The following is a 20,475-nucleotide window of genomic DNA, read 5'->3' as shown; positions in this document are numbered from 1 at the left end:
TAATATAATTCTTGTAATATGTTATCTAAATTTTAATTTAAGTTTACAAATGGGAGAAGCAAACATGAATACAAAAAACTTAGTTTTCGTCGCTTTATTTAGTGCTATTATGGGAGTGTTAGGATTAATACCTCCGATTGCTCTTTCTATTACACCAGTTCCAATTACATTACAATCACTTGGTGTTATGCTTGCTGGTGGACTGTTAGGATTACGTCTTGGTGCATTAAGTCAGCTTGTTTTCTTGCTGATTGTAGGAGTGGGAGCACCATTACTTGCTGGTGGACGCGGTGGCCTTGGTGTATTTTTTGGGCCAAGTGCAGGATATTTACTTGGTTATATTGTTGGAGCGTTTGTCATTGGGTATTTAATTGAGCGTTTACGTAAAGTTTCTATTATAAAAGTATTATGTATTAATATAATTGGTGGTATTTTCGTAGTTTATGTATTTGGTATCATTGTGCAAGCTTTCGTAATGGATATTTCTATATGGCAGACGATGAAAGTAAGTGTTGTATTTTTACCAGGTGATTGCATAAAAGCGATTATAGCAGCAGTTCTTGTAACGAAATTACATCGTTCATTGAAACATATTATTACGCCTGCTCTAAAAGGTGGGAAATATACAAATGCGAGATAGGTAAGAGAAGAAACACGTTAATTACGTGTTTCTTTTTGTTATTTTGTAAAGAAAGGACGTCTCATATGGGGATTACAAAAGAATATAAAAAGCATGCCTCTTTACAAGCAAATAAAATAGCGATAAAGGAAAATAATCGAGTTTTAACATATAAAGAGTGGTTTGAGTCAGTATGTAAAGTAGTAAGCTGGTTGAATGAAAAAGAATCAAAAAATAAAACAATAGCAATTGTATTAGAAAATAGTATGGAGTTTTTACAATTATTTGCTGGTGCTGCTATGGCCGGATGGGTTTGTGTGCCCTTAGATATAAAGTGGAAAGAGGATGAGCTAAAGGAAAGACTAGCAATCAGTAATCCAGATATGATTATTGCGGAACGATATAAGTTAAATGATATTGCGGATGAAGAAGGAAGAATAATTGAAATTGATAAATGGAAACAAATAATAGAGAACTATCTTCCTACAGAGCACATTGTAGAAAGTGTACAACATGCTCCGTTTTATATGGGATTTACATCAGGATCAACTGGGAAGGCAAAAGCATTTTTACGTGCACAACAATCGTGGGTTCATAGTTTCGATTGCAATATAAATGACTTTCATATGGAAAAAGAAGATTCTATTTTAATAGCTGGGACGCTCGTCCATTCTCTTTTTTTATACGGCGCAATAAGTGCATTATATGTAGGGCAAACGGTGCATATTATGAGAAAATTTATTCCAGATCAAGTACTGGATAAGTTAGAAACAGAAAATATTTCGGTCATGTATACAGTTCCGACAATGCTAGAATCTTTATATAAAGAAAATAGAGTAATAGAAAATGGGATGAAAATTATTTCGTCAGGAGCGAAATGGGAAGCTGAAGCGAAAGAAAAAATAAAGAGTATATTTCCTTATGCGCAGAAATATGAATTTTACGGTGCATCGGAACTAAGTTTTGTAACAGCGCTTGTTGATGAAGAGAGCGATAAAAGGCCAAATTCAGTAGGAAAACCTTGTCACAATGTTCAAGTTCGAATATGTAACGAAGTAGGAGAAGAAGTACAGAAAGGCGAGATAGGAACTGTTTATGTGAAAAGTAATCAGTTTTTTATGGGCTACATATTGGATAAGGTTTTAGTTCCAGAGTTGACTGCGGATGGCTGGATGACAGTGCGAGATGTAGGCTATGAAGATGAAGAAGGCTTTATATATATAGTGGGTAGAGAGAAGAATATGATTTTATTTGGAGGAATTAATATTTTCCCAGAAGAAATAGAAAGTGTATTACATGAACATCCAGCTGTTGATGAAATAGTTGTAATTGGTGTGAAAGATAGTTACTGGGGTGAAAAACCTGTCGCCATCGTAAAAGGAAGTGCTACGAGGCAACAATTAAAAAGTTTTTGCATACAACGATTATCCTCGTTTAAAATACCGAAAGAATGGCATTTTGTAGATGAAATACCGTATACAAATAGCGGGAAAATCGCTCGTATTGCAGCAAAAAATATGATTGAAAGCCAGGAGAAGATATATGAAGAGAGCGGTTATTGTAGAAGCGAAAAGGACACCTATTGGTAAAAAGAATGGGATGTTGAAAGATTATGAAGTTCAGCAATTAGTAACGCCGCTTCTTACGTTTTTAAGTAAAGGAATTGAGAGAGAAATAGACGATGTTATATTAGGAAATGTTGTTGGACCGGGAGGGAATGTTGCAAGATTATCTGCTTTAGAAGCAGGACTTGGCTATCATATTCCTGGTGTAACGATTGATCGGCAATGTGGTGCCGGATTGGAAGCGATTCGTACTGCATGTCATTTCATTCAAGGCGGCGCAGGTAATTGTTATATTGCAGGAGGAGTAGAGAGTACAAGTACATCACCTTTTCAAAATAGAGCGCGATTTTCACCAGAAACAATTGGTGATCCTGATATGGGAGTGGCGGCTGAATATGTTGCAGAGCGTTATAACATAACGCGAGAAATGCAAGACGAATACGCTTGTCTTAGTTATAAAAGGACACTGCAAGCATTAGAAGATGGATATTTACAAGATGAGATACTTGCGTTTAATGGATCTTTTGACGAAGCTATCAAACGAGAAATGAATTATGAAAGAATGATTAAAAGAACAAAGCCCGCATTTTTACAAAATGGTACAGTAACGGCAGGTAATTCGTGCGGTGTAAATGATGGAGCATGTGCCGTTCTTGTAATGGAAGAGGGGCAAGCACGAAATTTAGGATACAAGCCTGTTCTTCGTTTCGTTCATAGTGCTGTAGTGGGAGTAAATCCAAATCTTCCGGGGACTGGTCCGATATTTGCGGTGAACAAATTATTAAACGAAATGAATATGAAAGTAGAGGACATCGAATATTTTGAAATCAATGAAGCATTTGCTTCAAAGGTTGTTGCTTGTGCAAAGGAGTTACAAATTCCGTATGAAAAATTAAATGTAAATGGTGGGGCAATTGCGCTCGGTCATCCGTACGGTGCATCTGGAGCTATGCTTGTGACACGTTTGTTTTATCAAGCACAAAGAGAGCATATGAAATATGGAGTTGCGACGTTAGGAATTGGTGGTGGAATAGGGCTTGCGCTATTATTTGAGAAAGTAGAAGACTAGAAAGGGACTAGTTTTCTACTCTTTGAGGAATATAAGCGTTGCTACCAGGCTTTGCTTTTATTTCATTCCAAGCAGCGATAGCATCAGCTTTTGATTTTCCTTTGTTATTTGGATCTTCGAAAAAGTCGCGAGTAAAGCGATTGTATTCAAACTGCGCGCTGATAGTTGTTTTATAAGTAGAATCTTTTTTTCGTTCGTTTTCTTCATACCAAAACGTTATCGCGTCTTCATATGTTTTTCCGACATTCTCTTTAAAAAATTTTTGAAGAGCTACTGTAAAGCGGAAGTTTGCTCCGATTTTTTCTTTGAAAAAAGCACGAACACCTTCGCTACAGCGGTGATTGTTAGTAATAATCGTTTGAAGAGAAAGGTCATTATAAGAGAGGGAAGCTTTACTCACCTTTTGACCAGAGCTGTTTTTTAATATTTTACCAGTAGTTAAATAATATGAGATACGCTCGGTTATTTCGATCTTAGAGCCACTAGCTAGCAAACCATGCTCACGACAAAATGTTTGAAGTTCTGCTTTTAACCAATAATAGTTTTGGAAATCTTCAAGTGATATAGACTTTGTTAAAGGTGGGCGCAAGAATGTAACAACTTCTTTCTTCCATAATTTTCTTTAATTATAAAACATACGTTCTTTTTGTGGAAGGATTAATTTGTAAATATAATGGGAAGAGGAGATTACATATGGAAAATGTAATGCAAGTTCGTGTTACCGGAATTTTAACTGAAGATGAAAAGGTGTTACTAGTAAAGCAAAAAGTTGCTAATCGCAATTGGTCTTTACCTGGAGGAAGGGTAGAGAATGGTGAGACGTTAGAGGAAGCAATGATTCGAGAAATGAAAGAAGAAACAGGGTTAAAAGTTAAAATTAAGAAGCTACTCTATGTTTGCGATAAACCTGATGCTCTCCCGTCTTTATTGCATATTACGTTTTTGCTTGAAAGGATTGAAGGTGAAATTACGCTACCGTCTAATGAGTTTGATCATAACCCGATTCATGATGTGCAAATGGTGGCGATAGAAGAGTTAAGTAGTTATGATTTTTCTGATAAATTCACAAAACTTGCATCTGAAGATTTCTTGAATGCAGGAAGTTACCAAGGTTTAAAACAAAATATTGGTTTGTAAATACAAACTACTAAAAATATCATTCCTGTAATTTCATTTACCGTATTGCTATGTACGAAGTAAAGAAGTAAGGAGATGTCTCTAGTTTGAAATTTGACTAGACGCCATCTCCTTAAAATGTTTTACACTGCTGACTGTAAAGAAGAAACAAGTTGATTTAAAAACTCATCTCCGCTCATAATCGCTTTTCCGCCGCCGCGGGCACTCTTTTTATTTCCGCCACCTTTTCCTTCAATTGCAGGAAGAGCATCTTTTAAAAGTGTGTTCATATCAAGTGTCACTGTTTTTCCACAAGCGAGGATGCATTGTAGTTTGTCCTCATTTTCAATAACGAAATATGTAAGGGCATGCTCTTGTTGTTCTGTAATAATAGCAGAAAGCTTTGCGATTTCTTGCATAGAACGATTTGTAAATACTTTAGAAATAAGTATGCCAGCATGTATTTCCACAGGCTGTTGCAGTAGTTCATTTGCCTCTGCATATAATAAGTTTTCATTCATTGTTTGTATTGCTTTTTCGTTTTCTTTTTGAGAAGTAAGCAGTTGTGCTACTTTTGCTGGAATATCAGTTTCGCTACTGTTTAATTGTTTAGAAACATCCTTCATAATTTGTTGTTGTTGCCCCATTAATTTAAGTGTGCGCCAGCCAGCGATAAACGTTAATCGTATGCCACCTTTATTGCGCTCCCACCCAAGTACTTGAATAGGACCTACTTCACCTGTACGTTTCGGGTGTGTTCCGCCACAGCCGTTATAATCAAAGTTTTCGATCATAACAACGCGTATATTTTCTATCATAGTCGGTTCTTTACGAAGGGGTAAAGTTTTTGCTGCTTCTAAGTTCATCCACTCGATGCGGATGGGATGGTTTTCAAAAACAATTTTGTTTGCAATTTGTATCGCTTTTTCAACCGTTTCTGCATGCAGATTTTCTGTTTCTAAATCAATTGTTACCGTTTCTTTTCCAAGGTGGAATCCGATCGTAGGTATGTTAAAATGATCCCAAAAAGCAGCAGATAAAATGTGCTGAGCTGTATGCTGCTGCATATGATCAAACCGACGCTCCCAATTGATTTTACCTTCTACTTCTTCTGTATGTAATTGTTCTGTAATGAAGTGGCGGATTTCTTCGTCGACTTCTTCAACACCAAATACAGCAATGTCATTTAAAGTTCCAGTATCATGGGGCTGTCCGCCACCTGTCGGATAAAATGCTGTTTCGTTTAAAACAACGTATAAGTTCCCGTCTTTATCATAATCTTGCTTTAAAATTTTAGTAGTAAAGTCTTGCTTATAAGCGTCAGTATAATATAATTTTTGCTCCAATTTTCTTTCCCCTTTCGTGTTCGCTAGTTTCATTGTAAAGCAATTGAAATTAGTTTCCTAATATTTCAGAAGAAAGAAACTATTTTTAGAATTTTCTTGCTATAATAAGAAAAAGAAAATGCGGGGGTGGAATGAATATGTTATATGAAAACGGCGTAGATAAACTGCTTAGTTTAAGCAAAAATATTTCTGAACTGTATCGAGAATTAAATGAAATGACCCGGATTTTAACGGATTGTAATCGAGAAAGTGTTAAGTTTGATCGGTTATATGTAAAAGAGGTACTGTGGAAGAAAGAAGATGTAATAGAGAAGTATGACCAGCTGCTTGTGCAACTTTGTATAAATGAATGCTTTGATTTAAAAAGTGTCATTACAGGGGAATATAAGTATACATATGAAGAAGTAGAGAACATAGTATTACAATTTAATGAGAAGTATAATGTCACGATTTTAATTAAAGATGTTTGTAAAGAATTACAGTTTACATATGGCATAGATATGGATATAACGAGAACAGCTCGAGTATCAACAGCTCAAGTATAAAAAAGGGAAAAGAAAGCAGATCCTTTGCTTTCTTTTTTTATGTGAAAATAGGGAGAGAAGGTTTAAAGATGAAGGGAAAGTTACAAAATATTCATCCGTTAGGAATGACAATTATAATAGGGACTTTATTTGCGAGGTTCGCTACGTCAATGAGCATTCCTTTTTTAGCAATTTATTTAACAACTGTTAAAGGTGTATCAGCTGGAATGACGGGTGCTATTATCGGAACGAGTGCACTTGTTGGAGTTTTTGCTAGTTTTATTGGAGGGAATTTATCGGATCGATTCGGCCGAAATATGATTATAATATGGTCCATGATTGTTTGGGTGTTTGTATTTATAGGCTTTTCGTTTGCAAATCATGTTTTAAGTTTCTTTTTATTAAATGCTTTGAATGGATTATGTAGGTCTTTTTTTGAACCTACGTCAAGAGCATTATTATCAGATTTAACGAAACCAGAGTATCGTTTACTCGTATATAACTTACGTTACGGTGCAATAAATGTTGGAGTAGCGATTGGTCCACTTGTCGGATTACAGATTGGAAGCGCAAAATCTACAATTCCTTTTTTAGTCGCAGCTGGAGTATATATGCTATATACAGCTATATTAGCATTCCAATTTAAGAAGTATCCAATTGAAAAAAAGAAAGTAAATACAGAAAAGCCTGTCACAATGTTAAATGCAGTTCGTATATTGCGGAAGGATGTCGTATTTTTAGTTGCTTTAGTCGGTATTATTTTGAGTAATTGTGGCTTTTCACACTTAACGACAACAGTATCTCAATATTTTGCAAATGCACATATATTTCAGGATGGAGTGAAATTATTTTCGTATATGTTAGCTTTAAATGCGATTGTTGTAGTCGTAATTCAATACCCTGTTATTCAAATATGTAAAAAGTATACACCGTTAGTATCCATTATGACTGGAACTTTATTTGTGAGCGGGGGATTGTTTGGATTTGGAATAGCAGAATCTATGCTAGGTGCTGCCATTTGCACAATTATTTTTACAATTGGAGAAGTTCTCATGTTTTCAATGACGGATGTGTTTATAGATGATATAGCTGTTTCACATTTAAAAGGAACATATTTTGGAGCAATGGGGTTTTCAGGAATTGGAGCAGTAATTGGTCCGTGGTTTGGGGGAGTACTTCTTGATTACTACGGGTACCAAAATGGGTTTGTAGTCTTTTCAGCACTAGCTATATTTTCAACTATAGCGTTTCCAGTTCTGTTAGTTACGAAAGGTTTATTGAAAAAAAGGGATGGTAGAAATTATAATGTGGAATTGCATGCGAAATAACATAAGCCCCAGCATACGACTGGGGCTTATGTTTGTATTTATCCCACTATTTGCGGGCAGTAAAACTCCCATTGAATAAAGTTTCACTTTATTTTAATTCTCAATTTGAAAAAGAACTTTTTTTTCATGTTTATCAGCTACTTCATTTTTGGAAATATGAATGGCTAAATATCCATTCTCTAAGCAGGCTAGCATCTTCTTATAAATAATAGTAGCGGGTAAAGGAATGATCCGCTGCAAAGAAATATTTTTATGAAGTATGCAAATGTTTAGGCCTGTCTCCATCTTTTTAATGAATACATTTTGTTCTGTTACATTTGGTACATCTGTTTCCAGAATGTATTCTTGTTCAGTTTCACAAAGGTCAATATGAATTTGATTTGGGAAACTAAAGTTACTACAAGAATCAGAACAAAATTGATCCATCCATTCTTCAAAACCATCAACATGAAAAAGACAATCCTTCTTTTTCTTGCCCATGTAAGACACCCTCCGTAAAATCTCAATTCATACTATGTTATGCATGAATGAAGTAGGGGTGAAGAATAAATGGAAAAATATAAACATTGTATGTGGCAAAGGTAGCTAGTGTGAACCTTTTGTTTTACATATCATGATGCGCATGATTTTTTTGGCGTGAATGGTTACGGTTCTTTACTTTATGAGATCCGCTTAATGGTTCGGGTTGTCCCTTTTTTTCTTTTGCTTCACGATTGTTTTTTCCCATTGTATGTGACACCTCCTCTTTCTCTTTAGAATGAGAGAAGTTTGCAAATTTATACGAGAATGTTTTTAGAAAAAAAGGTAAAGATAAATGGGACTAACTATTATGGAAAGGGGATTATATAATGCCATATCATAAAGATAAACAACAAGCTTTTCAAGCAGCGCAGCAAGGAGTTACACAAGCAGAAAATGCATTTAATAACATTGTGAAAAATGATCCAAACTACGGTCATGATTTAAAAGAGTTACGCCAAGAGGTTCAGGAAGCGTATGAACAGATTCAAAATGCGTTAGAGGTAGCTTCAGAAACACAACGCCCACAACTTGAGCAATACGAAAATAATCTCCAAAACATTATGCGAAATGTAGATCAATTAGAAAAGTAAATGAGATTGTTGTGTATTCGACAACCTTATTACTTTGACGAACGTTATGCTAAAACAGAAGATTTTTCTATTCGTTTTTTGTTTATTATGCGCAGTACATATATTTCAAGTTGAAAAAGTGGAAGCGAAAATGTTGCTCAGAAAAGAGCTAGAACCAACTGGCTATGTAACGTGGGAAGTACCTAATAATGAAAAGATTATTGCCATTACATTTGATGATGGACCAGATCCAACTTATACACCACAAGTTTTACATTTATTACGTCAATATAAAGCAGAAGCGACATTTTTTATGATTGGATTTCGAGTGCAGCGTAATCCATATTTAGTGAAAGAAGTGTTAAAAGAGGGGCATGAAATTGGAAATCATACGATGAATCATTTGTATGCGAGTAATTCATCAGATGAAAAATTAGAAAATGATATTTTAGATGGGAAGAAATACTTCAAAAAATGGGTGAAAGAACCTTTGCTATTCCGTCCACCTGGCGGATATATTAACGATGCTGTATTTAAAACCGCGAAAGAAGCGGGTTATCAAACGGTTCTATGGTCGTGGCATCAAGACCCGCGTGATTGGGCGAATCCAGGGGTTGAATCCATTGTAAATCATGTAGTAAAAAATGCTAAAAGTGGAGATATCGTATTGTTACATGATGGAGGAAATGATCGTAGTCAAACAGTAGCGGCACTTGCAAAAATTTTGCCTGAGCTGAAAAAGCAGGGGTATCGATTTGTAACTGTTTCGGAATTATTACGTTATAAACACTAGAAAAAATCCCAAAAGGTGTATGTTCCTTTTGGGATTTTTCGTTACTGGTTCTTTTTACGTTTTTTATTATTTTGTCGCTCTGCAGGAGTTAAATTCTCATTTGCAAACTCTTCGTTATAACCAGCACCTTGTCCTTGTGCGGATGCAGCATTCATTCCTGAAATAGTATGATTTGCTTTTCTTTTACTCATTTTATTTCACCTCTATAACTTTTTTTGTAAGTTGAATGATGAGCAGTTCATAGTATGTATGAACTGTAAGTAAAGCGCTAATAGAGCACTTTACTTTATGGTAATAGTATTCATAAGGAGCATGAAAGCTATTCAAATTTAGAAACATAAAGAAAACTTATGATAATCTATAAGTTTCTTATTATTTACTTATTTAGAAAGTTGTAATAAGATATTATCGTAAGGTATTGAAAAGTTTGTCTACATTTTATATTCAGACAACTTAGTCACGTTTAACAGGGGGGAAACATAATGGTCAAACATAATCCATTTCAATCACGTGCAACTTTTGAAGTAGATGAAAAAACGTATCATTATTATGATTTGAAAGCGCTTGAAAATGCAGGGGTTGGCAACATATCTCAATTACCATATTCCGTGAAAGTTTTACTTGAATCAGTACTTCGTCAAGTAGACGGACGTGTAATCACAGAAGAGCATGTTACAAATTTAGCGAAATGGGGAACGAAAGATGTGCAAGATATAGATGTTCCATTTAAACCATCTCGTGTAATTTTACAAGATTTCACTGGTGTTCCAGCTGTTGTTGATTTGGCTTCGCTTCGTAAAGCAATGGCAGACATGGGCGGGGATCCTGATAAAATTAATCCAGAAATTACTGTAGACCTTGTAATTGACCACTCTGTACAGGTTGATAGAGCGGGTACGGCAGACGCGCTTGCATTCAACATGGACTTAGAGTTTAAACGTAATGAAGAACGTTATAAATTTTTAAGCTGGGCACAAAAATCATTTGATAACTATCGTGCAGTTCCACCAGCTACAGGTATTGTACACCAAGTAAACCTTGAATATTTAGCACCAGTCGTTCATGCTGTGAAAAATGCTGAAGGTGACTTAGTTGCATACCCAGATTCATTAGTTGGAACAGACTCACATACAACAATGATTAACGGTATCGGCGTTCTTGGATGGGGCGTTGGTGGTATTGAAGCAGAAGCAGGAATGCTTGGACAGCCTTCATACTTCCCAGTACCTGAAGTAATCGGTGTGAAATTAACTGGTACACTTCCAAGTGGTACTACAGCAACAGACGTTGCATTAAAAGTAACACAAGTATTACGTCAAAAAGGTGTAGTTGGTAAATTCGTTGAGTTCTTCGGTAATGGACTAAAGAGCATGCCTTTAGCTGACCGTGCAACAATTTCAAACATGGCACCAGAATATGGCGCAACTTGTGGATTCTTCCCAATTGATGATATTTCATTAGAATACTTACGTTTAACAGGTAGAGATGAAGAACAAATTCGCGTTGTGGAAGAATACTGTAAAGCGAACGGTTTATTCTATACGGCAGACAGCAAAGATCCGATTTACACTGATCTTGTTGAAATTGATTTAAATACAATCGAATCTAACCTTTCTGGGCCGAAACGCCCACAAGATTTAATTCCACTTTCAGATATGAAAGATGCGTTCCACAAAGCTGTTTTAGCACCAGTTGGAACACAAGGACTTGGATTTAATGAGCAAGAGTTCGATAAAGAAGTGAAGGTTACATTAGAAGATAAAGAAGTAACGATGAAAACAGGTGCAATTGCAATCGCTGCAATTACAAGCTGTACAAATACATCAAACCCATACGTATTAATCGGTGCAGGTTTAGTTGCGAAGAAAGCAATTGAAAAAGGACTTGTAGTACCTGAGTACGTAAAAACATCATTAGCACCAGGATCTAAAGTTGTTACTGAATACTTAGATAAATCTGGTTTAACAACATATTTAGATCAATTAGGTTTCCAAACAGTTGGTTACGGCTGTACGACTTGTATCGGTAACTCTGGTCCATTAGCAGAGGAATTAGAAGAAGCAATCGCAGCAAACGATTTATTAGTAACATCTGTTTTATCTGGTAACCGTAACTTTGAAGGTCGTATTCACCCACTTGTAAAAGCAAACTACTTAGCATCACCACCACTTGTTGTGGCATATGCACTTGCAGGTACTGTTGATATTGACCTGAAGAATGATGAAATCGGTAAAGATGCAAATGGCAAAGCCGTTTACTTCAACGATATTTGGCCATCAGCTAAAGAAATTGAAGATGTAGTTCAAAGCGTTGTTACATCTGAACTGTTCAAGAAAGAATATGCACAAGTATTTAATAGCAATGAGCGTTGGAATGAAATCCAAACTTCAAACGAAGCTTTATATACTTGGGATAATGATTCAACTTATATTCAAAACCCACCATTCTTTGAAGGTTTATCTAAAGAGCCAGGTGAGGTTGAAACATTATCAGGTTTACGCATAGTTGGTAAATTTGGCGACTCTGTAACGACAGACCATATTTCACCAGCAGGTTCAATTGGTAAGCATACACCAGCTGGACGCTACTTATTAGAAAATGGCGTACAGCCAGTTGACTTTAACTCTTACGGTTCTCGTCGTGGTAACCATGAAGTTATGATGCGTGGTACATTCGCGAACATCCGTATTAAAAACCAAATTGCACCAGGAACAGAAGGCGGATATACAACATATTGGCCAACTGGTGAAGTAACATCAATCTATGATGCTGCTATGAAATATAAAGAAGATGGCACAGGCCTTCTAGTTGTTGCTGGTAAAGATTACGGTATGGGAAGTTCTCGTGACTGGGCTGCGAAAGGTACTAACTTATTAGGTATTAAAGCAGTAATCGCAGAAAGTTTCGAACGTATTCACCGTAGTAACTTAGTATTAATGGGCGTATTACCACTTCAATTTAAAGATGGCGAAAGCGCCGAAACGTTAGGTCTTGTTGGTAACGAGTCATTTGAAATTCAAATCGACAAAACAGTTAGACCACGTGATCTAGTAAAAGTAGTTGCTACCGATTTAGATGGCAACGAAAAACAATTTGAAGTAGTGGCTCGTTTCGATAGTGAAGTTGAAATTGACTACTATCGTCACGGTGGTATCCTGCAAATGGTTCTTCGTGAGAAAATCGAAGAGTCTAAAGTGTCGAACTAAATAATTGAAATGAACAATAAGGAAGCTAACAACTGTTAGCTTCCTTATTTTATGGAAAGGGATGAAACCATTTGGTTTCATCCCTTTCTTTTTACTATAAAAAACGGAGGGAATGTCATGAAAGAATATAAAAGAATATTGTTACCGTTACAGAAAGAAAAAATATTAGTAATAGCAGCTGTATGCAGTGGGATTTTTGCAGCTATTTTAAATTTATCCCGTCCACTATTCATGGGGTTAATTATAGATAACCTGATTCAACGGGAGTTAAAGGCGGCGTATGTGTATATTACATTGTTTGCAGCTAGCCGCTTGTTGATGTGGGTGAACAATCTTTCATTTAATTATATAAGCTCCAAAGCAAGTCAACGAATATTGCGGAGGAAGCGTATAGATGTAATGCGTCATTTTCTCGCATTACCATTTGAAGAGAGTGAAAAGATTAAGGAAGGAGAGTTAGAGACGTTAGTTGTGTCTGATATTCCAAACTGGGTCAGATTATATGGTTCTATATTAATAGAATATATACACGCCATTGCGCAATTTATAGGTGCATTCATAGCGTTACAACATATAGATATGAAGTTCATATTGTGGGTAACTCCGTTTTTATTTTTAAGTGCAACGGTTCCGATGTTGGCGGGAAAAAAGGTAAGAAATATTGCAAGTATTGCTCAAAAGAATCAATCAAGTGTTGTAGAGATGGTGTCACAGTTTGTAAAAGGAGCACAAGATTTACGTAGTTTGCAAAAAGAAAAGTGGGTCATTCACTTATTTAAGGGAGTGACGGCACAATCTTATAAAACAGAAGTAAAGAAGACGATGATACAACATTGTATTGGAGTGGTTGGCACAGTGATTGAAACGGGGGCATATATCGTTGTTCTCATTATAGGTGCGCAAAAAATAATGAAGGGGGAAATGGAAGTTGGTTCACTGGTTGCAGTATTAGCCACAATTGAAATGCTCTTTTTTCCAGTCCGTTACGTGGGCGATTTATTAATGATGACACAGGTTGCAGTCGCTTCGGCAAATAGAGTTTTTTCCTTTTTAGATAAACGAGTGGCAGATAGTCATGTGGAAAGAGCGATGGGGATGACGGTAACAAATGTTTCATTTCAGGAGAGTGATGAAGAGAAATGTAGGATAAAAAACATTGATTTGCAAATTAATCCTGGTGAATTCGTTATTATTGTGGGGGAAAGTGGTTCGGGAAAAACAACGCTTTTAAAATTAATGACAGGGTTGTATAAACCATCTAACGGTAGCGTTGTTTGTTATGGTCAAAAGGCTCGTATGACTACAGTGTGGCAAGAACCTCGTTTCTTTCGGAAGACCGTAAAAGAGAATATGTATTTCGGGGAGGAGTATTTAGAAAAACAGTTAGAAAAAAATATTGAACTTATAAATGTGAAGCCGATTATTAGAGATTTACCTGAAGGGATTCAAACTGTACTACATAAAAGTGGTGAAGAGTTTTCGGGAGGGGAAAGGAAACGTCTTGCATTATTACGTGCCATTGTTTCAAATCCGAATCTTATTATTTTAGATGAACCGACTGCGGGATTAGATCCGAGCAATCAAGAAACGGTTTGGAATATGATAGAAAGTCTAGGAAGAGAGGTAACAAGAATTGTGGCAACACATGATGTAGAGAAAGCGATACTAGCAGATCGTGTTGTCATAATGAAAGAAGGAAGTATTGTTGCATGTGGAAGGCCTGAAAAATTAATGCATAGTCATTCGTTTTTTAAGAGATGTGAATAAAGATAAGAGCACTGCTCTTATCTTTATTCAGTATCATTTATTTGATACTCGATAGATTCTGAATGATTCAGATCAACATTAAAAGTAGCGGTCATAAGGAAAGTTGCAATCCCGAGAATTAAGAAAAGGACGAATGAGACTAGAGAGACGTAGAGACAAATCCGCCCTACTTTCTTTTTTTCAAGATCTTTACTAAAGAGTGAAATGATCCATGTAATAATACCGATGGGATATAAAAGAAAACTAAGAATATATAATGTTGTTTTTTCGAATGAATTCATAAACAATCCCCCTTTTGTTGAATGTTATATAAGAAAGTAAAAAGGTGAATGGGTCCATAAGAAGATAAGCAACAATTCATCTGTTTTTTTAATTATATGATAAAAAGGAAAAAATCACACTTTAAATAAGAATATTCTAATTATTTCGACTGTGAATATTTCCAAGCTTGTCCGTATAAGCTAAAATAAGATATATAGTATTTTGGTGATTAAGTTATAACAAGATAAACACGTTAGGGTGATATAAAATGTGGCGGAAGCTTACGATTATTGTAGTGTTACTTTTTTTAGCGGGATATGCAGCTTATGAACAGTTTGGTAAAAACGATCAGGCGGTACAAGGAGAGCAAGAAAAAAGTGAAGCTGCTATGAAAGAGATGATTGCAAGTAATGGTATTGAAATAGGTAAGAGTGCACCAGATTTTGCATTAACGAAGTTAGATGGAACGAATGTAAAGTTATCGGATTTAAAAGGAAAGAAAGTGATTTTAAACTTTTGGGCAACGTGGTGTGGACCTTGCCAGCAAGAAATGCCGGATATGGAGGCTTTCTATAAAGAACATAAAGGAAACGTAGAAATTTTAGCAATAAATTATACGCCTTCTGAAAAAGGTGGGGGAGTAGAAAAAGTAAGTAATTTTGCTAAGGAGAAAGGAATTACTTTTCCTATTTTATTGGACAAGAACATTGATGTAACAACAGCCTATAAAGTAATTACGATTCCAACTTCGTATTTTATAGATACGAAAGGTGTCATTCAAGATAAGTTCATTGGACCGATGACGCAAAAAGAGATGGAGAAACGAATCGCTAAATTAAAATAACGGTGAAAAGGTAGAAGTGGAGAGTGACATTTCTACCTTTTCTTTTTCACGTAGTGACAGCAGCATGTTATGATAAAAGAAATATAAACGTTTAGAGATAAAGGAGTGTATGGAGTGGGGAATGTATCCTTACCGTTAGATTATGTTGTAATTGATTTTGAAACAACAGGATTTAACCCTTATAATGATAAAATTATTCAAGTCGCAGCAGTGAAATATCGTAATCATGAACTAGTAGATCAGTTTGTTTCCTATGTGAATCCAGAGCGTTCAATTCCAGACCGGATAACGAGTTTAACAGGTATTACAAATTATCGTGTTTCAGATGCACCGACGATTGAAGAAGTATTACCTTTATTTTTAGCATTTTTACATACAAATGTTATTGTCGCTCATAATGCATCTTTTGATATGCGTTTTTTGAAAAGTAATGTAAATATGCTTGGGCTGTCCGAACCTAAAAACAAAGTGATTGACACTGTGTTTTTAGCAAAGAAATATATGAAGCACGCGCCTAATCATAAACTTGAAACGTTAAAGCGAATGCTTGGCATTCGTTTAAGTTCTCATAATGCATTTGATGATTGTATTACGTGTGCAGCTGTTTATCAAAAATGTGCATCTATTGAAGAAGAAACAAACAGGAAATCAGATACGGAAGTACTTGATGAAACAGCAGTATATGAGGCTGTAAAAAAGATACTTGTAAGAAATAAACGTGATATTGAATGGGTTCGTTGCATGAATATAGGAAGTTATTTAGATATAAAAGCTTTTTATACAGTTATGAGAATAAAAGTAAAAGGGCGAAAGAAATACGTATTAACAGAGATATTAGAAGATGATGTGAAAGAACTATGTCCGAGTTTAAAGTGTGAACCGGCGTTAAAAAGTGAAATTGGTAATACGAGAATTATGCTTAATAGCTTAGAGGATGTCTTGAAATTAGAAAGTTATATTTTAGAACAGTATGATTTCGTACTGCAATCGCTGCGTGATTATAAAGAAAGTGAAGTGAATGCAGAAGAGAAATTAAAAGAGTATTTAAACGTTATGGTATAAAAACTCCGTGTGCTATTTTGAAGTGAATCCGAATCGTGGTACAGGAAAAAATATCTCCTGAATTCGCATACTAAGTATGTAAATTTGACGGAGGTGTTTTTCATTTGAAGAGCAGAGCGCATTACTGAGAGAAGTAATGTGAGTGGTTTGATATTGAAAGCCCCCCTCATTTTAGTCATATCTAAAATGAGGGGGGCTAATTTGTTTAGTTACCTTACAAATTTTCTTTGAACAGTTCTGGTAAAAAATTACTGAACTCACTCATTTCTTCTACATTGTGTTTATATAAACCACTTAGATTAATAAATGGTGGTAATCCTTTCGGGAAGATGAATGTAGAAGTCATTACTGTACCGTTCTCGGATTTTTCATATTGATGTATTACTTGTGAAATTACATCGTCATTATCATCTAAACATGAACCCATTAAAACATGGCTGTAATGTGTATTTATAGGACAATCTTTAGGATCTTCCCATCTAATTCTTAGCGGAAATTCCAGTCCATCCCCAGCAGATTCAATTGAAGCTGATATGGCTCCTACATGCCCATGTACTTTAGGATCAACTAACCATTTAAAATCAACATGTTCTTCTGGGTGCCATAGTTTATATCGTTCAGAGTTATCAATATTATCCCACCACCAGTCAATCATTTCTGGTGTTACGTTATTCAATTCATGTTCAACTACTATTGATACTTGGTTTTTCATTTTAGTGCCTCCTATTTTTTAACCAACATAGTGTTGGTTATTTATATTTGTTATTATAGTTTGTATATTTCATGTGTTCAATAAACAGAAATAGCTGATCTGTTGTATTTTGAACACTTTATAAAAATATGTCTAAAAAAATTTATGAGGTAAAAATTGGGGAAGCAATACGTAATGCATGAACTAAATTAACATATGAAAAAGGAATGGATTGCATACGGTAAAGGATATTACAATTAAAGCCAATAGTAATCGAGGGACATTTGCTCGGAATTCAAAATATTTTTCGAATTAAGATATGGATGAAATGGTAACAGATCAATCAAATTTATCTTTTTAACAATGTATACGGAAAATATCCCTTTGAAAATATGTCAAAAGTACTAAGTGAATTGCAGCGGATGGTTTAGGTGTTTTGATATGTGTCCAGATTTCGTGAGTGTTGCAATTTATTGTACACGGAGTTTTTTTAGGAGTACTAAAACATAAAATTTTCTTGCAAATCTGATTAAAGAGTTTTTCATTTGCTCATACTATGTATAGTAAGAATGAGAAGGAGAGAGGGTGAACAGCGTGAGAAGAAGTCGCCGTAAATCATTTGACGAACTTGTGAAAGAAAATAAACAACAATTATTAAGTGATCGTGATGCAATCGATCGCATTGAAGAGCGTATTGAAAAACGTTATGAAATGAAACTTTTTAAGCAAGCTGAATAAATCTTAACACTAGTACGATACTAGTGTTAAGGAGGCGATAGTAATGGGTAATCCGAAAAAGAATTCAAAAGACTTTGCACCGAATCATATTGGAACACAATCAAAAAAAGCTGGTGGCAATAAAGGAAAGCAAATGCAAGACCAAACGGGTAAACAACCGATTGTTGATAACGGTTAAAAAGGGAGAATGTTATCATTCTTCTTTTTGTGACGGAATTTTAATAGTAAAAAAGGGCTGACTTATGTCAGCCCTTTTTCGTAATCGTAAAGTTTTCAACGAGTAAACGCCAATTTTGCGGGAATGGTAAACCGATTTTCCAATAACTAATACCGCCTATACCTTGTTCTTTCATTAAATTGAATTTACTTTGAACAGACCGTGAATCTTCAAACCAAACTTCGTGTTGTACGCCGTTTTCGTCAAAGTAATTGAAATGAGGAGCTTGAGCTGTGAAATCATAGCGGATAGGGACATTGTATTTACGAGCTAGTGCGACAGCTGCGACAGAGCTAATCGCTTTTGCGGGCGGATTGCCTTGTTTGAACGGAAGTTTCCAATCGAATCCGTATAAGTTTTGCCCCATCATAATTTTTTGGGGAGGCATTTGAGATTTTGCATATTGAAGCACTTCTTTTACAGGACCGATAGGAGAAATAGCCATCGGTGGTCCGCCTTGCCAACCCCAGTCGTATGTCATAATGACGACGAAATCAACAATTTGCCCTTGTGCTTTATAATCGTGAGCTTCGAAAAATTTACCTTTTTGATTTGAGCTCGTTTTCGGTACAAGTGTTGTACTCAATGTGTATCCATTAGGTAATCGTGTTTTTACATTTCGTAAAAAACGATTATACGCTTCACGATCTTCAGGTGCTACACTCTCGAAATCAAAATGAATGTCTCGCATACCGTACTTCTCAGCTGTTTGTAAAATGTTAGTAATAAATTTGTTTTGAATCGATGTATCGCGTAAAATAACTGATGTCAGATCGGCACTGAAATTTCCATTTTCAATATTTGTAATAACGAGCATTGGGATGGTTTTGCCTTGCGTTGCAATATTAGCGATTTTAGCTGTTTCAGTTGGTTCTTTCAATGTACCATCTCTTTTTGCCTCGAAACTGAAGTAAGCCAAATATGTTAAAAATGGATTAATGGCACGCGTAGCATTAACCAAACTTTCTTTTATTGGTATTGTTGATGGTTGTAAATAAGCGATGGATTCTACTGCACGTTTTGTCCCTTTCGGTATATATAATTGCTGTCCAACATGGAGAATGGATTTTAAAGATAAGTTATTAACTTTAGCTAAACTAGCGAGAGGTACGTTATATGTTTGAGAGATTCGATATAGGCTATCACCAGGCTGTACATAATAATTATTCCCTTTCGTATTAACGATCAGTGCCTGACCAACAACGAGTGTTTCAGCTGGATTTAATCCATTGTCCTTTACTATTTCGTCAGGTGTTGATCCATATTTTGATGCCAAGCTATATACACTATCACCGCTACGAACAGTTACAATTTGAATCATAAGCTTGCTCCTTTCAGTAAAAGATTCACTGTTTTTATTTTATTTTTGATGTCACTGTATTATGATTAAATGTATGCAAGGTAGCAGAAGTGAAAGAAGGCGAATACATATGTTTGTAGCAGAACATGAAGTTGAAATCCGTTATGCGGAAACAGATCAAATGGGTGTTGTTTACCATTCAAACTATTTGGTGTGGCTTGAATTAGGTCGCACGAAACTTATACAAGATTTAGGGTTTTCATATGTTGAAATGGAGAAAGAGGGAATTATTTCTCCTGTGTTAGACTTGCAGATTTCATATCGTAAAGCAATGCGTTACGGTGAAAAAGCAATTGTGAAAACGTGGGTGGACACTGTGAGCCCGCTTCGCGTTGTATATGGTTATGAAATATATAATGGTGATGGTGAACTTTGTATTACTGCAAGTACGACGAATATTTGTGCGAAAAAAGAAGGGTTCAGGCCCGTATCATTTAAAAAGTTATATCCAGAGTGGTATGCGAAATATGAGGAAATTAAGAAAAAATAAAAAAAGTGTGGCAGAAGCCACGCTTTTTTTATTTTTCATAATTAAATTGCGGGAAATCATCGCCGTCGTTAAATGTAACAGCTAAATTATGTCCATCGAAGAACCACTCATCATCGCCTTCAATAAAGAAGTTAATACCTTCTTCTTGAGTTTGAACAGCAGGATGTGCAGGGTCATCTTTACGAATACCTAAAGAAAGTCCTTTTTGCACAGTACTGCAACCGCCGTATTGTACGAAAAGGCGTAGTGTTTCACCCGATTGTAAGTTTAATTCGTTTTTATACCATTGTGCTGCTTCTTTTGTTACGGAAAGATTCATGTATAGTTCCTCCAAATTATGTTGCTTTTTCTTTAGTATAAAAAATAACGCAAAAAGACGCTATTAATA

The 20,475-nt window shown here is 35.6% G+C and carries 24 protein-coding genes; 15 read left to right on the top strand and 9 right to left on the bottom strand.

Going from position 1 to position 20,475, the window contains the following annotated elements:
- Window positions 1-64: 64 nt before the first annotated feature.
- From KZZ19_RS17495 to KZZ19_RS17485, 3 genes are all read left to right on the top strand, one after another.
- Window positions 65-640 (top strand): biotin transporter BioY, encoded by a 576-nt coding sequence (locus tag KZZ19_RS17495; protein ID WP_237980605.1) that lies wholly within the window; start codon window positions 65-67, stop codon window positions 638-640.
- 65 nt (window positions 641-705) lie between these two features.
- On the top strand, window positions 706-2,208 hold the full coding sequence (locus tag KZZ19_RS17490; protein ID WP_237980606.1) for an acyl-CoA synthetase: 1,503 nt from the start codon (window positions 706-708) through the stop codon (window positions 2,206-2,208).
- Window positions 2,162-3,253, top strand: coding sequence for an acetyl-CoA C-acyltransferase (locus KZZ19_RS17485; RefSeq protein ID WP_237980608.1), 1,092 nt, complete (start codon window positions 2,162-2,164; stop codon window positions 3,251-3,253). Before KZZ19_RS17490 ends, KZZ19_RS17485 begins: the two co-directional genes overlap by 47 nt.
- A 7-nt stretch (window positions 3,254-3,260) precedes the next feature.
- Here KZZ19_RS17485 and KZZ19_RS17480 read toward each other — a convergent pair whose 3' ends face one another.
- Window positions 3,261-3,842, bottom strand: a complete 582-nt coding sequence (locus KZZ19_RS17480; protein WP_237980609.1) for a DUF6434 domain-containing protein — start codon at window positions 3,840-3,842, stop codon at window positions 3,261-3,263.
- Window positions 3,843-3,946: 104 nt separating this feature from the next.
- Between KZZ19_RS17480 and KZZ19_RS17475 the strand changes: the two genes are divergently transcribed.
- A complete protein-coding gene (locus tag KZZ19_RS17475; protein ID WP_237980611.1) occupies window positions 3,947-4,390 on the top strand; it encodes an NUDIX hydrolase in 444 nt (147 codons plus the stop codon).
- A gap of 122 nt (window positions 4,391-4,512) precedes the next feature.
- Here the strand turns inward: KZZ19_RS17475 and KZZ19_RS17470 are convergent, their stop codons facing one another.
- Window positions 4,513-5,715 (bottom strand): alanyl-tRNA editing protein, encoded by a 1,203-nt coding sequence (locus tag KZZ19_RS17470; protein WP_237980612.1) that lies wholly within the window; start codon window positions 5,713-5,715, stop codon window positions 4,513-4,515.
- Between the two features lie 137 nt (window positions 5,716-5,852).
- Between KZZ19_RS17470 and KZZ19_RS17465 the strand changes: the two genes are divergently transcribed.
- Both KZZ19_RS17465 and KZZ19_RS17460 read left to right on the top strand, forming a co-directional pair.
- Entirely contained in the window at window positions 5,853-6,260 is a 408-nt protein-coding gene (locus KZZ19_RS17465) for a hypothetical protein (RefSeq protein WP_166704008.1), read from the top strand.
- 68 nt (window positions 6,261-6,328) lie between these two features.
- The gene (locus tag KZZ19_RS17460; RefSeq protein WP_237980614.1) at window positions 6,329-7,567 is read left to right on the top strand and encodes an MDR family MFS transporter; all 1,239 of its coding nucleotides are present in this window, start codon (window positions 6,329-6,331) and stop codon (window positions 7,565-7,567) included.
- 93 nt (window positions 7,568-7,660) lie between these two features.
- Here the strand turns inward: KZZ19_RS17460 and KZZ19_RS17455 are convergent, their stop codons facing one another.
- Window positions 7,661-8,047: an Hsp20/alpha crystallin family protein gene (locus KZZ19_RS17455; RefSeq protein ID WP_140392521.1), complete on the bottom strand. Its 387-nt coding sequence runs from the start codon at window positions 8,045-8,047 to the stop codon at window positions 7,661-7,663.
- Window positions 8,048-8,171: 124 nt separating this feature from the next.
- Complete coding sequence (locus KZZ19_RS17450) at window positions 8,172-8,294, bottom strand: small acid-soluble spore protein P (protein WP_000517650.1); 123 nt, start codon at window positions 8,292-8,294, stop codon at window positions 8,172-8,174.
- A gap of 121 nt (window positions 8,295-8,415) precedes the next feature.
- Between KZZ19_RS17450 and KZZ19_RS17445 the strand changes: the two genes are divergently transcribed.
- Both KZZ19_RS17445 and pdaB read left to right on the top strand, forming a co-directional pair.
- The gene (locus KZZ19_RS17445; protein ID WP_001146295.1) at window positions 8,416-8,679 is read left to right on the top strand and encodes a hypothetical protein; all 264 of its coding nucleotides are present in this window, start codon (window positions 8,416-8,418) and stop codon (window positions 8,677-8,679) included.
- 46 nt (window positions 8,680-8,725) lie between these two features.
- Window positions 8,726-9,451 carry a polysaccharide deacetylase family sporulation protein PdaB gene (gene pdaB, locus KZZ19_RS17440; RefSeq protein WP_098374097.1) on the top strand — a complete coding sequence of 242 codons (726 nt, stop codon included), beginning with the start codon at window positions 8,726-8,728 and terminating at the stop codon, window positions 9,449-9,451.
- Between the two features lie 41 nt (window positions 9,452-9,492).
- Here the strand turns inward: pdaB and sspO are convergent, their stop codons facing one another.
- Window positions 9,493-9,642 carry an acid-soluble spore protein SspO gene (gene sspO, locus KZZ19_RS17435; RefSeq protein WP_072191489.1) on the bottom strand — a complete coding sequence of 50 codons (150 nt, stop codon included), beginning with the start codon at window positions 9,640-9,642 and terminating at the stop codon, window positions 9,493-9,495.
- 291 nt (window positions 9,643-9,933) lie between these two features.
- Here sspO and acnA point away from each other — a divergent pair, with 291 nt between their 5' ends.
- Together acnA and KZZ19_RS17425 are read left to right on the top strand one after the other, a co-directional pair.
- On the top strand, window positions 9,934-12,657 hold the full coding sequence (gene acnA / locus KZZ19_RS17430; RefSeq protein WP_237980616.1) for an aconitate hydratase AcnA: 2,724 nt from the start codon (window positions 9,934-9,936) through the stop codon (window positions 12,655-12,657).
- A gap of 51 nt (window positions 12,658-12,708) precedes the next feature.
- Complete coding sequence (locus KZZ19_RS17425; RefSeq protein ID WP_237980618.1) at window positions 12,709-14,424, top strand: ABC transporter ATP-binding protein; 1,716 nt, start codon at window positions 12,709-12,711, stop codon at window positions 14,422-14,424.
- A 23-nt stretch (window positions 14,425-14,447) separates the two neighbouring features.
- On the opposite strand, the gene KZZ19_RS17420 is transcribed toward KZZ19_RS17425, so the two are convergent.
- Window positions 14,448-14,705, bottom strand: a complete 258-nt coding sequence (locus KZZ19_RS17420) for a hypothetical protein (RefSeq protein ID WP_088097302.1) — start codon at window positions 14,703-14,705, stop codon at window positions 14,448-14,450.
- 248 nt (window positions 14,706-14,953) lie between these two features.
- Here KZZ19_RS17420 and KZZ19_RS17415 point away from each other — a divergent pair, with 248 nt between their 5' ends.
- Both KZZ19_RS17415 and KZZ19_RS17410 read left to right on the top strand, forming a co-directional pair.
- Entirely contained in the window at window positions 14,954-15,529 is a 576-nt protein-coding gene (locus tag KZZ19_RS17415) for a TlpA family protein disulfide reductase (protein WP_237980620.1), read from the top strand.
- 114 nt (window positions 15,530-15,643) lie between these two features.
- Window positions 15,644-16,591: a 3'-5' exonuclease gene (locus tag KZZ19_RS17410; protein ID WP_237980623.1), complete on the top strand. Its 948-nt coding sequence runs from the start codon at window positions 15,644-15,646 to the stop codon at window positions 16,589-16,591.
- Between the two features lie 214 nt (window positions 16,592-16,805).
- Here KZZ19_RS17410 and KZZ19_RS17405 read toward each other — a convergent pair whose 3' ends face one another.
- Window positions 16,806-17,303, bottom strand: a complete 498-nt coding sequence (locus KZZ19_RS17405; RefSeq protein ID WP_088097299.1) for a DAPG hydrolase family protein — start codon at window positions 17,301-17,303, stop codon at window positions 16,806-16,808.
- A gap of 573 nt (window positions 17,304-17,876) precedes the next feature.
- On the opposite strand from KZZ19_RS17405, the gene KZZ19_RS17400 reads away from it, so the two are divergent.
- Window positions 17,877-18,020 carry an FbpB family small basic protein gene (locus tag KZZ19_RS17400; protein ID WP_001254697.1) on the top strand — a complete coding sequence of 48 codons (144 nt, stop codon included), beginning with the start codon at window positions 17,877-17,879 and terminating at the stop codon, window positions 18,018-18,020.
- 43 nt (window positions 18,021-18,063) lie between these two features.
- Window positions 18,064-18,198 carry an acid-soluble spore protein SspN gene (sspN, locus tag KZZ19_RS17395; RefSeq protein WP_000527987.1) on the top strand — a complete coding sequence of 45 codons (135 nt, stop codon included), beginning with the start codon at window positions 18,064-18,066 and terminating at the stop codon, window positions 18,196-18,198.
- Between the two features lie 67 nt (window positions 18,199-18,265).
- Here the strand turns inward: sspN and KZZ19_RS17390 are convergent, their stop codons facing one another.
- Window positions 18,266-19,558, bottom strand: a complete 1,293-nt coding sequence (locus KZZ19_RS17390) for a glycosyl hydrolase family 18 protein (RefSeq protein ID WP_088097298.1) — start codon at window positions 19,556-19,558, stop codon at window positions 18,266-18,268.
- A gap of 109 nt (window positions 19,559-19,667) precedes the next feature.
- On the opposite strand from KZZ19_RS17390, the gene KZZ19_RS17385 reads away from it, so the two are divergent.
- Window positions 19,668-20,087 carry an acyl-CoA thioesterase gene (locus KZZ19_RS17385; protein WP_000495812.1) on the top strand — a complete coding sequence of 140 codons (420 nt, stop codon included), beginning with the start codon at window positions 19,668-19,670 and terminating at the stop codon, window positions 20,085-20,087.
- 28 nt (window positions 20,088-20,115) lie between these two features.
- Here the strand turns inward: KZZ19_RS17385 and KZZ19_RS17380 are convergent, their stop codons facing one another.
- A complete protein-coding gene (locus KZZ19_RS17380) occupies window positions 20,116-20,406 on the bottom strand; it encodes a HesB/YadR/YfhF family protein (RefSeq protein WP_001054448.1) in 291 nt (96 codons plus the stop codon).
- Window positions 20,407-20,475: the final 69 nt, after the last annotated feature.

It is taken from the genome of Bacillus thuringiensis (assembly GCF_022095615.2).
GTDB lineage: Bacteria > Bacillota > Bacilli > Bacillales > Bacillaceae_G > Bacillus_A > Bacillus_A cereus_AG.
This window is presented reverse-complemented; position numbering and strand designations above follow the sequence as displayed.

Bases quoted from the DNA above. Each gene is read 5' to 3' on its own strand.
- KZZ19_RS17495 (WP_237980605.1), top strand. From the start codon at position 65: ATGAATACAAAAAACTTAGTTTTCGTCGCTTTATTTAGTGCTATTATG.
- KZZ19_RS17490 (WP_237980606.1), top strand. From the start codon at position 706: ATGGGGATTACAAAAGAATATAAAAAGCATGCCTCTTTACAAGCAAAT.
- KZZ19_RS17485 (WP_237980608.1), top strand. From the start codon at position 2,162: ATGAAGAGAGCGGTTATTGTAGAAGCGAAAAGGACACCTATTGGTAAA.
- KZZ19_RS17475 (WP_237980611.1), top strand. From the start codon at position 3,947: ATGGAAAATGTAATGCAAGTTCGTGTTACCGGAATTTTAACTGAAGAT.
- KZZ19_RS17465 (WP_166704008.1), top strand. From the start codon at position 5,853: ATGTTATATGAAAACGGCGTAGATAAACTGCTTAGTTTAAGCAAAAAT.
- KZZ19_RS17460 (WP_237980614.1), top strand. From the start codon at position 6,329: ATGAAGGGAAAGTTACAAAATATTCATCCGTTAGGAATGACAATTATA.
- KZZ19_RS17455 (WP_140392521.1), bottom strand. From the start codon at position 8,047: ATGGGCAAGAAAAAGAAGGATTGTCTTTTTCATGTTGATGGTTTTGAA.
- KZZ19_RS17450 (WP_000517650.1), bottom strand. From the start codon at position 8,294: ATGGGAAAAAACAATCGTGAAGCAAAAGAAAAAAAGGGACAACCCGAA.
- KZZ19_RS17445 (WP_001146295.1), top strand. From the start codon at position 8,416: ATGCCATATCATAAAGATAAACAACAAGCTTTTCAAGCAGCGCAGCAA.
- pdaB (WP_098374097.1), top strand. From the start codon at position 8,726: ATGCTAAAACAGAAGATTTTTCTATTCGTTTTTTGTTTATTATGCGCA.
- sspO (WP_072191489.1), bottom strand. From the start codon at position 9,642: ATGAGTAAAAGAAAAGCAAATCATACTATTTCAGGAATGAATGCTGCA.
- acnA (WP_237980616.1), top strand. From the start codon at position 9,934: ATGGTCAAACATAATCCATTTCAATCACGTGCAACTTTTGAAGTAGAT.
- KZZ19_RS17425 (WP_237980618.1), top strand. From the start codon at position 12,709: ATGGAAAGGGATGAAACCATTTGGTTTCATCCCTTTCTTTTTACTATA.
- KZZ19_RS17420 (WP_088097302.1), bottom strand. From the start codon at position 14,705: ATGAATTCATTCGAAAAAACAACATTATATATTCTTAGTTTTCTTTTA.
- KZZ19_RS17415 (WP_237980620.1), top strand. From the start codon at position 14,954: ATGTGGCGGAAGCTTACGATTATTGTAGTGTTACTTTTTTTAGCGGGA.
- KZZ19_RS17405 (WP_088097299.1), bottom strand. From the start codon at position 17,303: ATGAAAAACCAAGTATCAATAGTAGTTGAACATGAATTGAATAACGTA.
- sspN (WP_000527987.1), top strand. From the start codon at position 18,064: ATGGGTAATCCGAAAAAGAATTCAAAAGACTTTGCACCGAATCATATT.
- KZZ19_RS17390 (WP_088097298.1), bottom strand. From the start codon at position 19,558: ATGATTCAAATTGTAACTGTTCGTAGCGGTGATAGTGTATATAGCTTG.
- KZZ19_RS17385 (WP_000495812.1), top strand. From the start codon at position 19,668: ATGTTTGTAGCAGAACATGAAGTTGAAATCCGTTATGCGGAAACAGAT.
- KZZ19_RS17380 (WP_001054448.1), bottom strand. From the start codon at position 20,406: ATGAATCTTTCCGTAACAAAAGAAGCAGCACAATGGTATAAAAACGAA.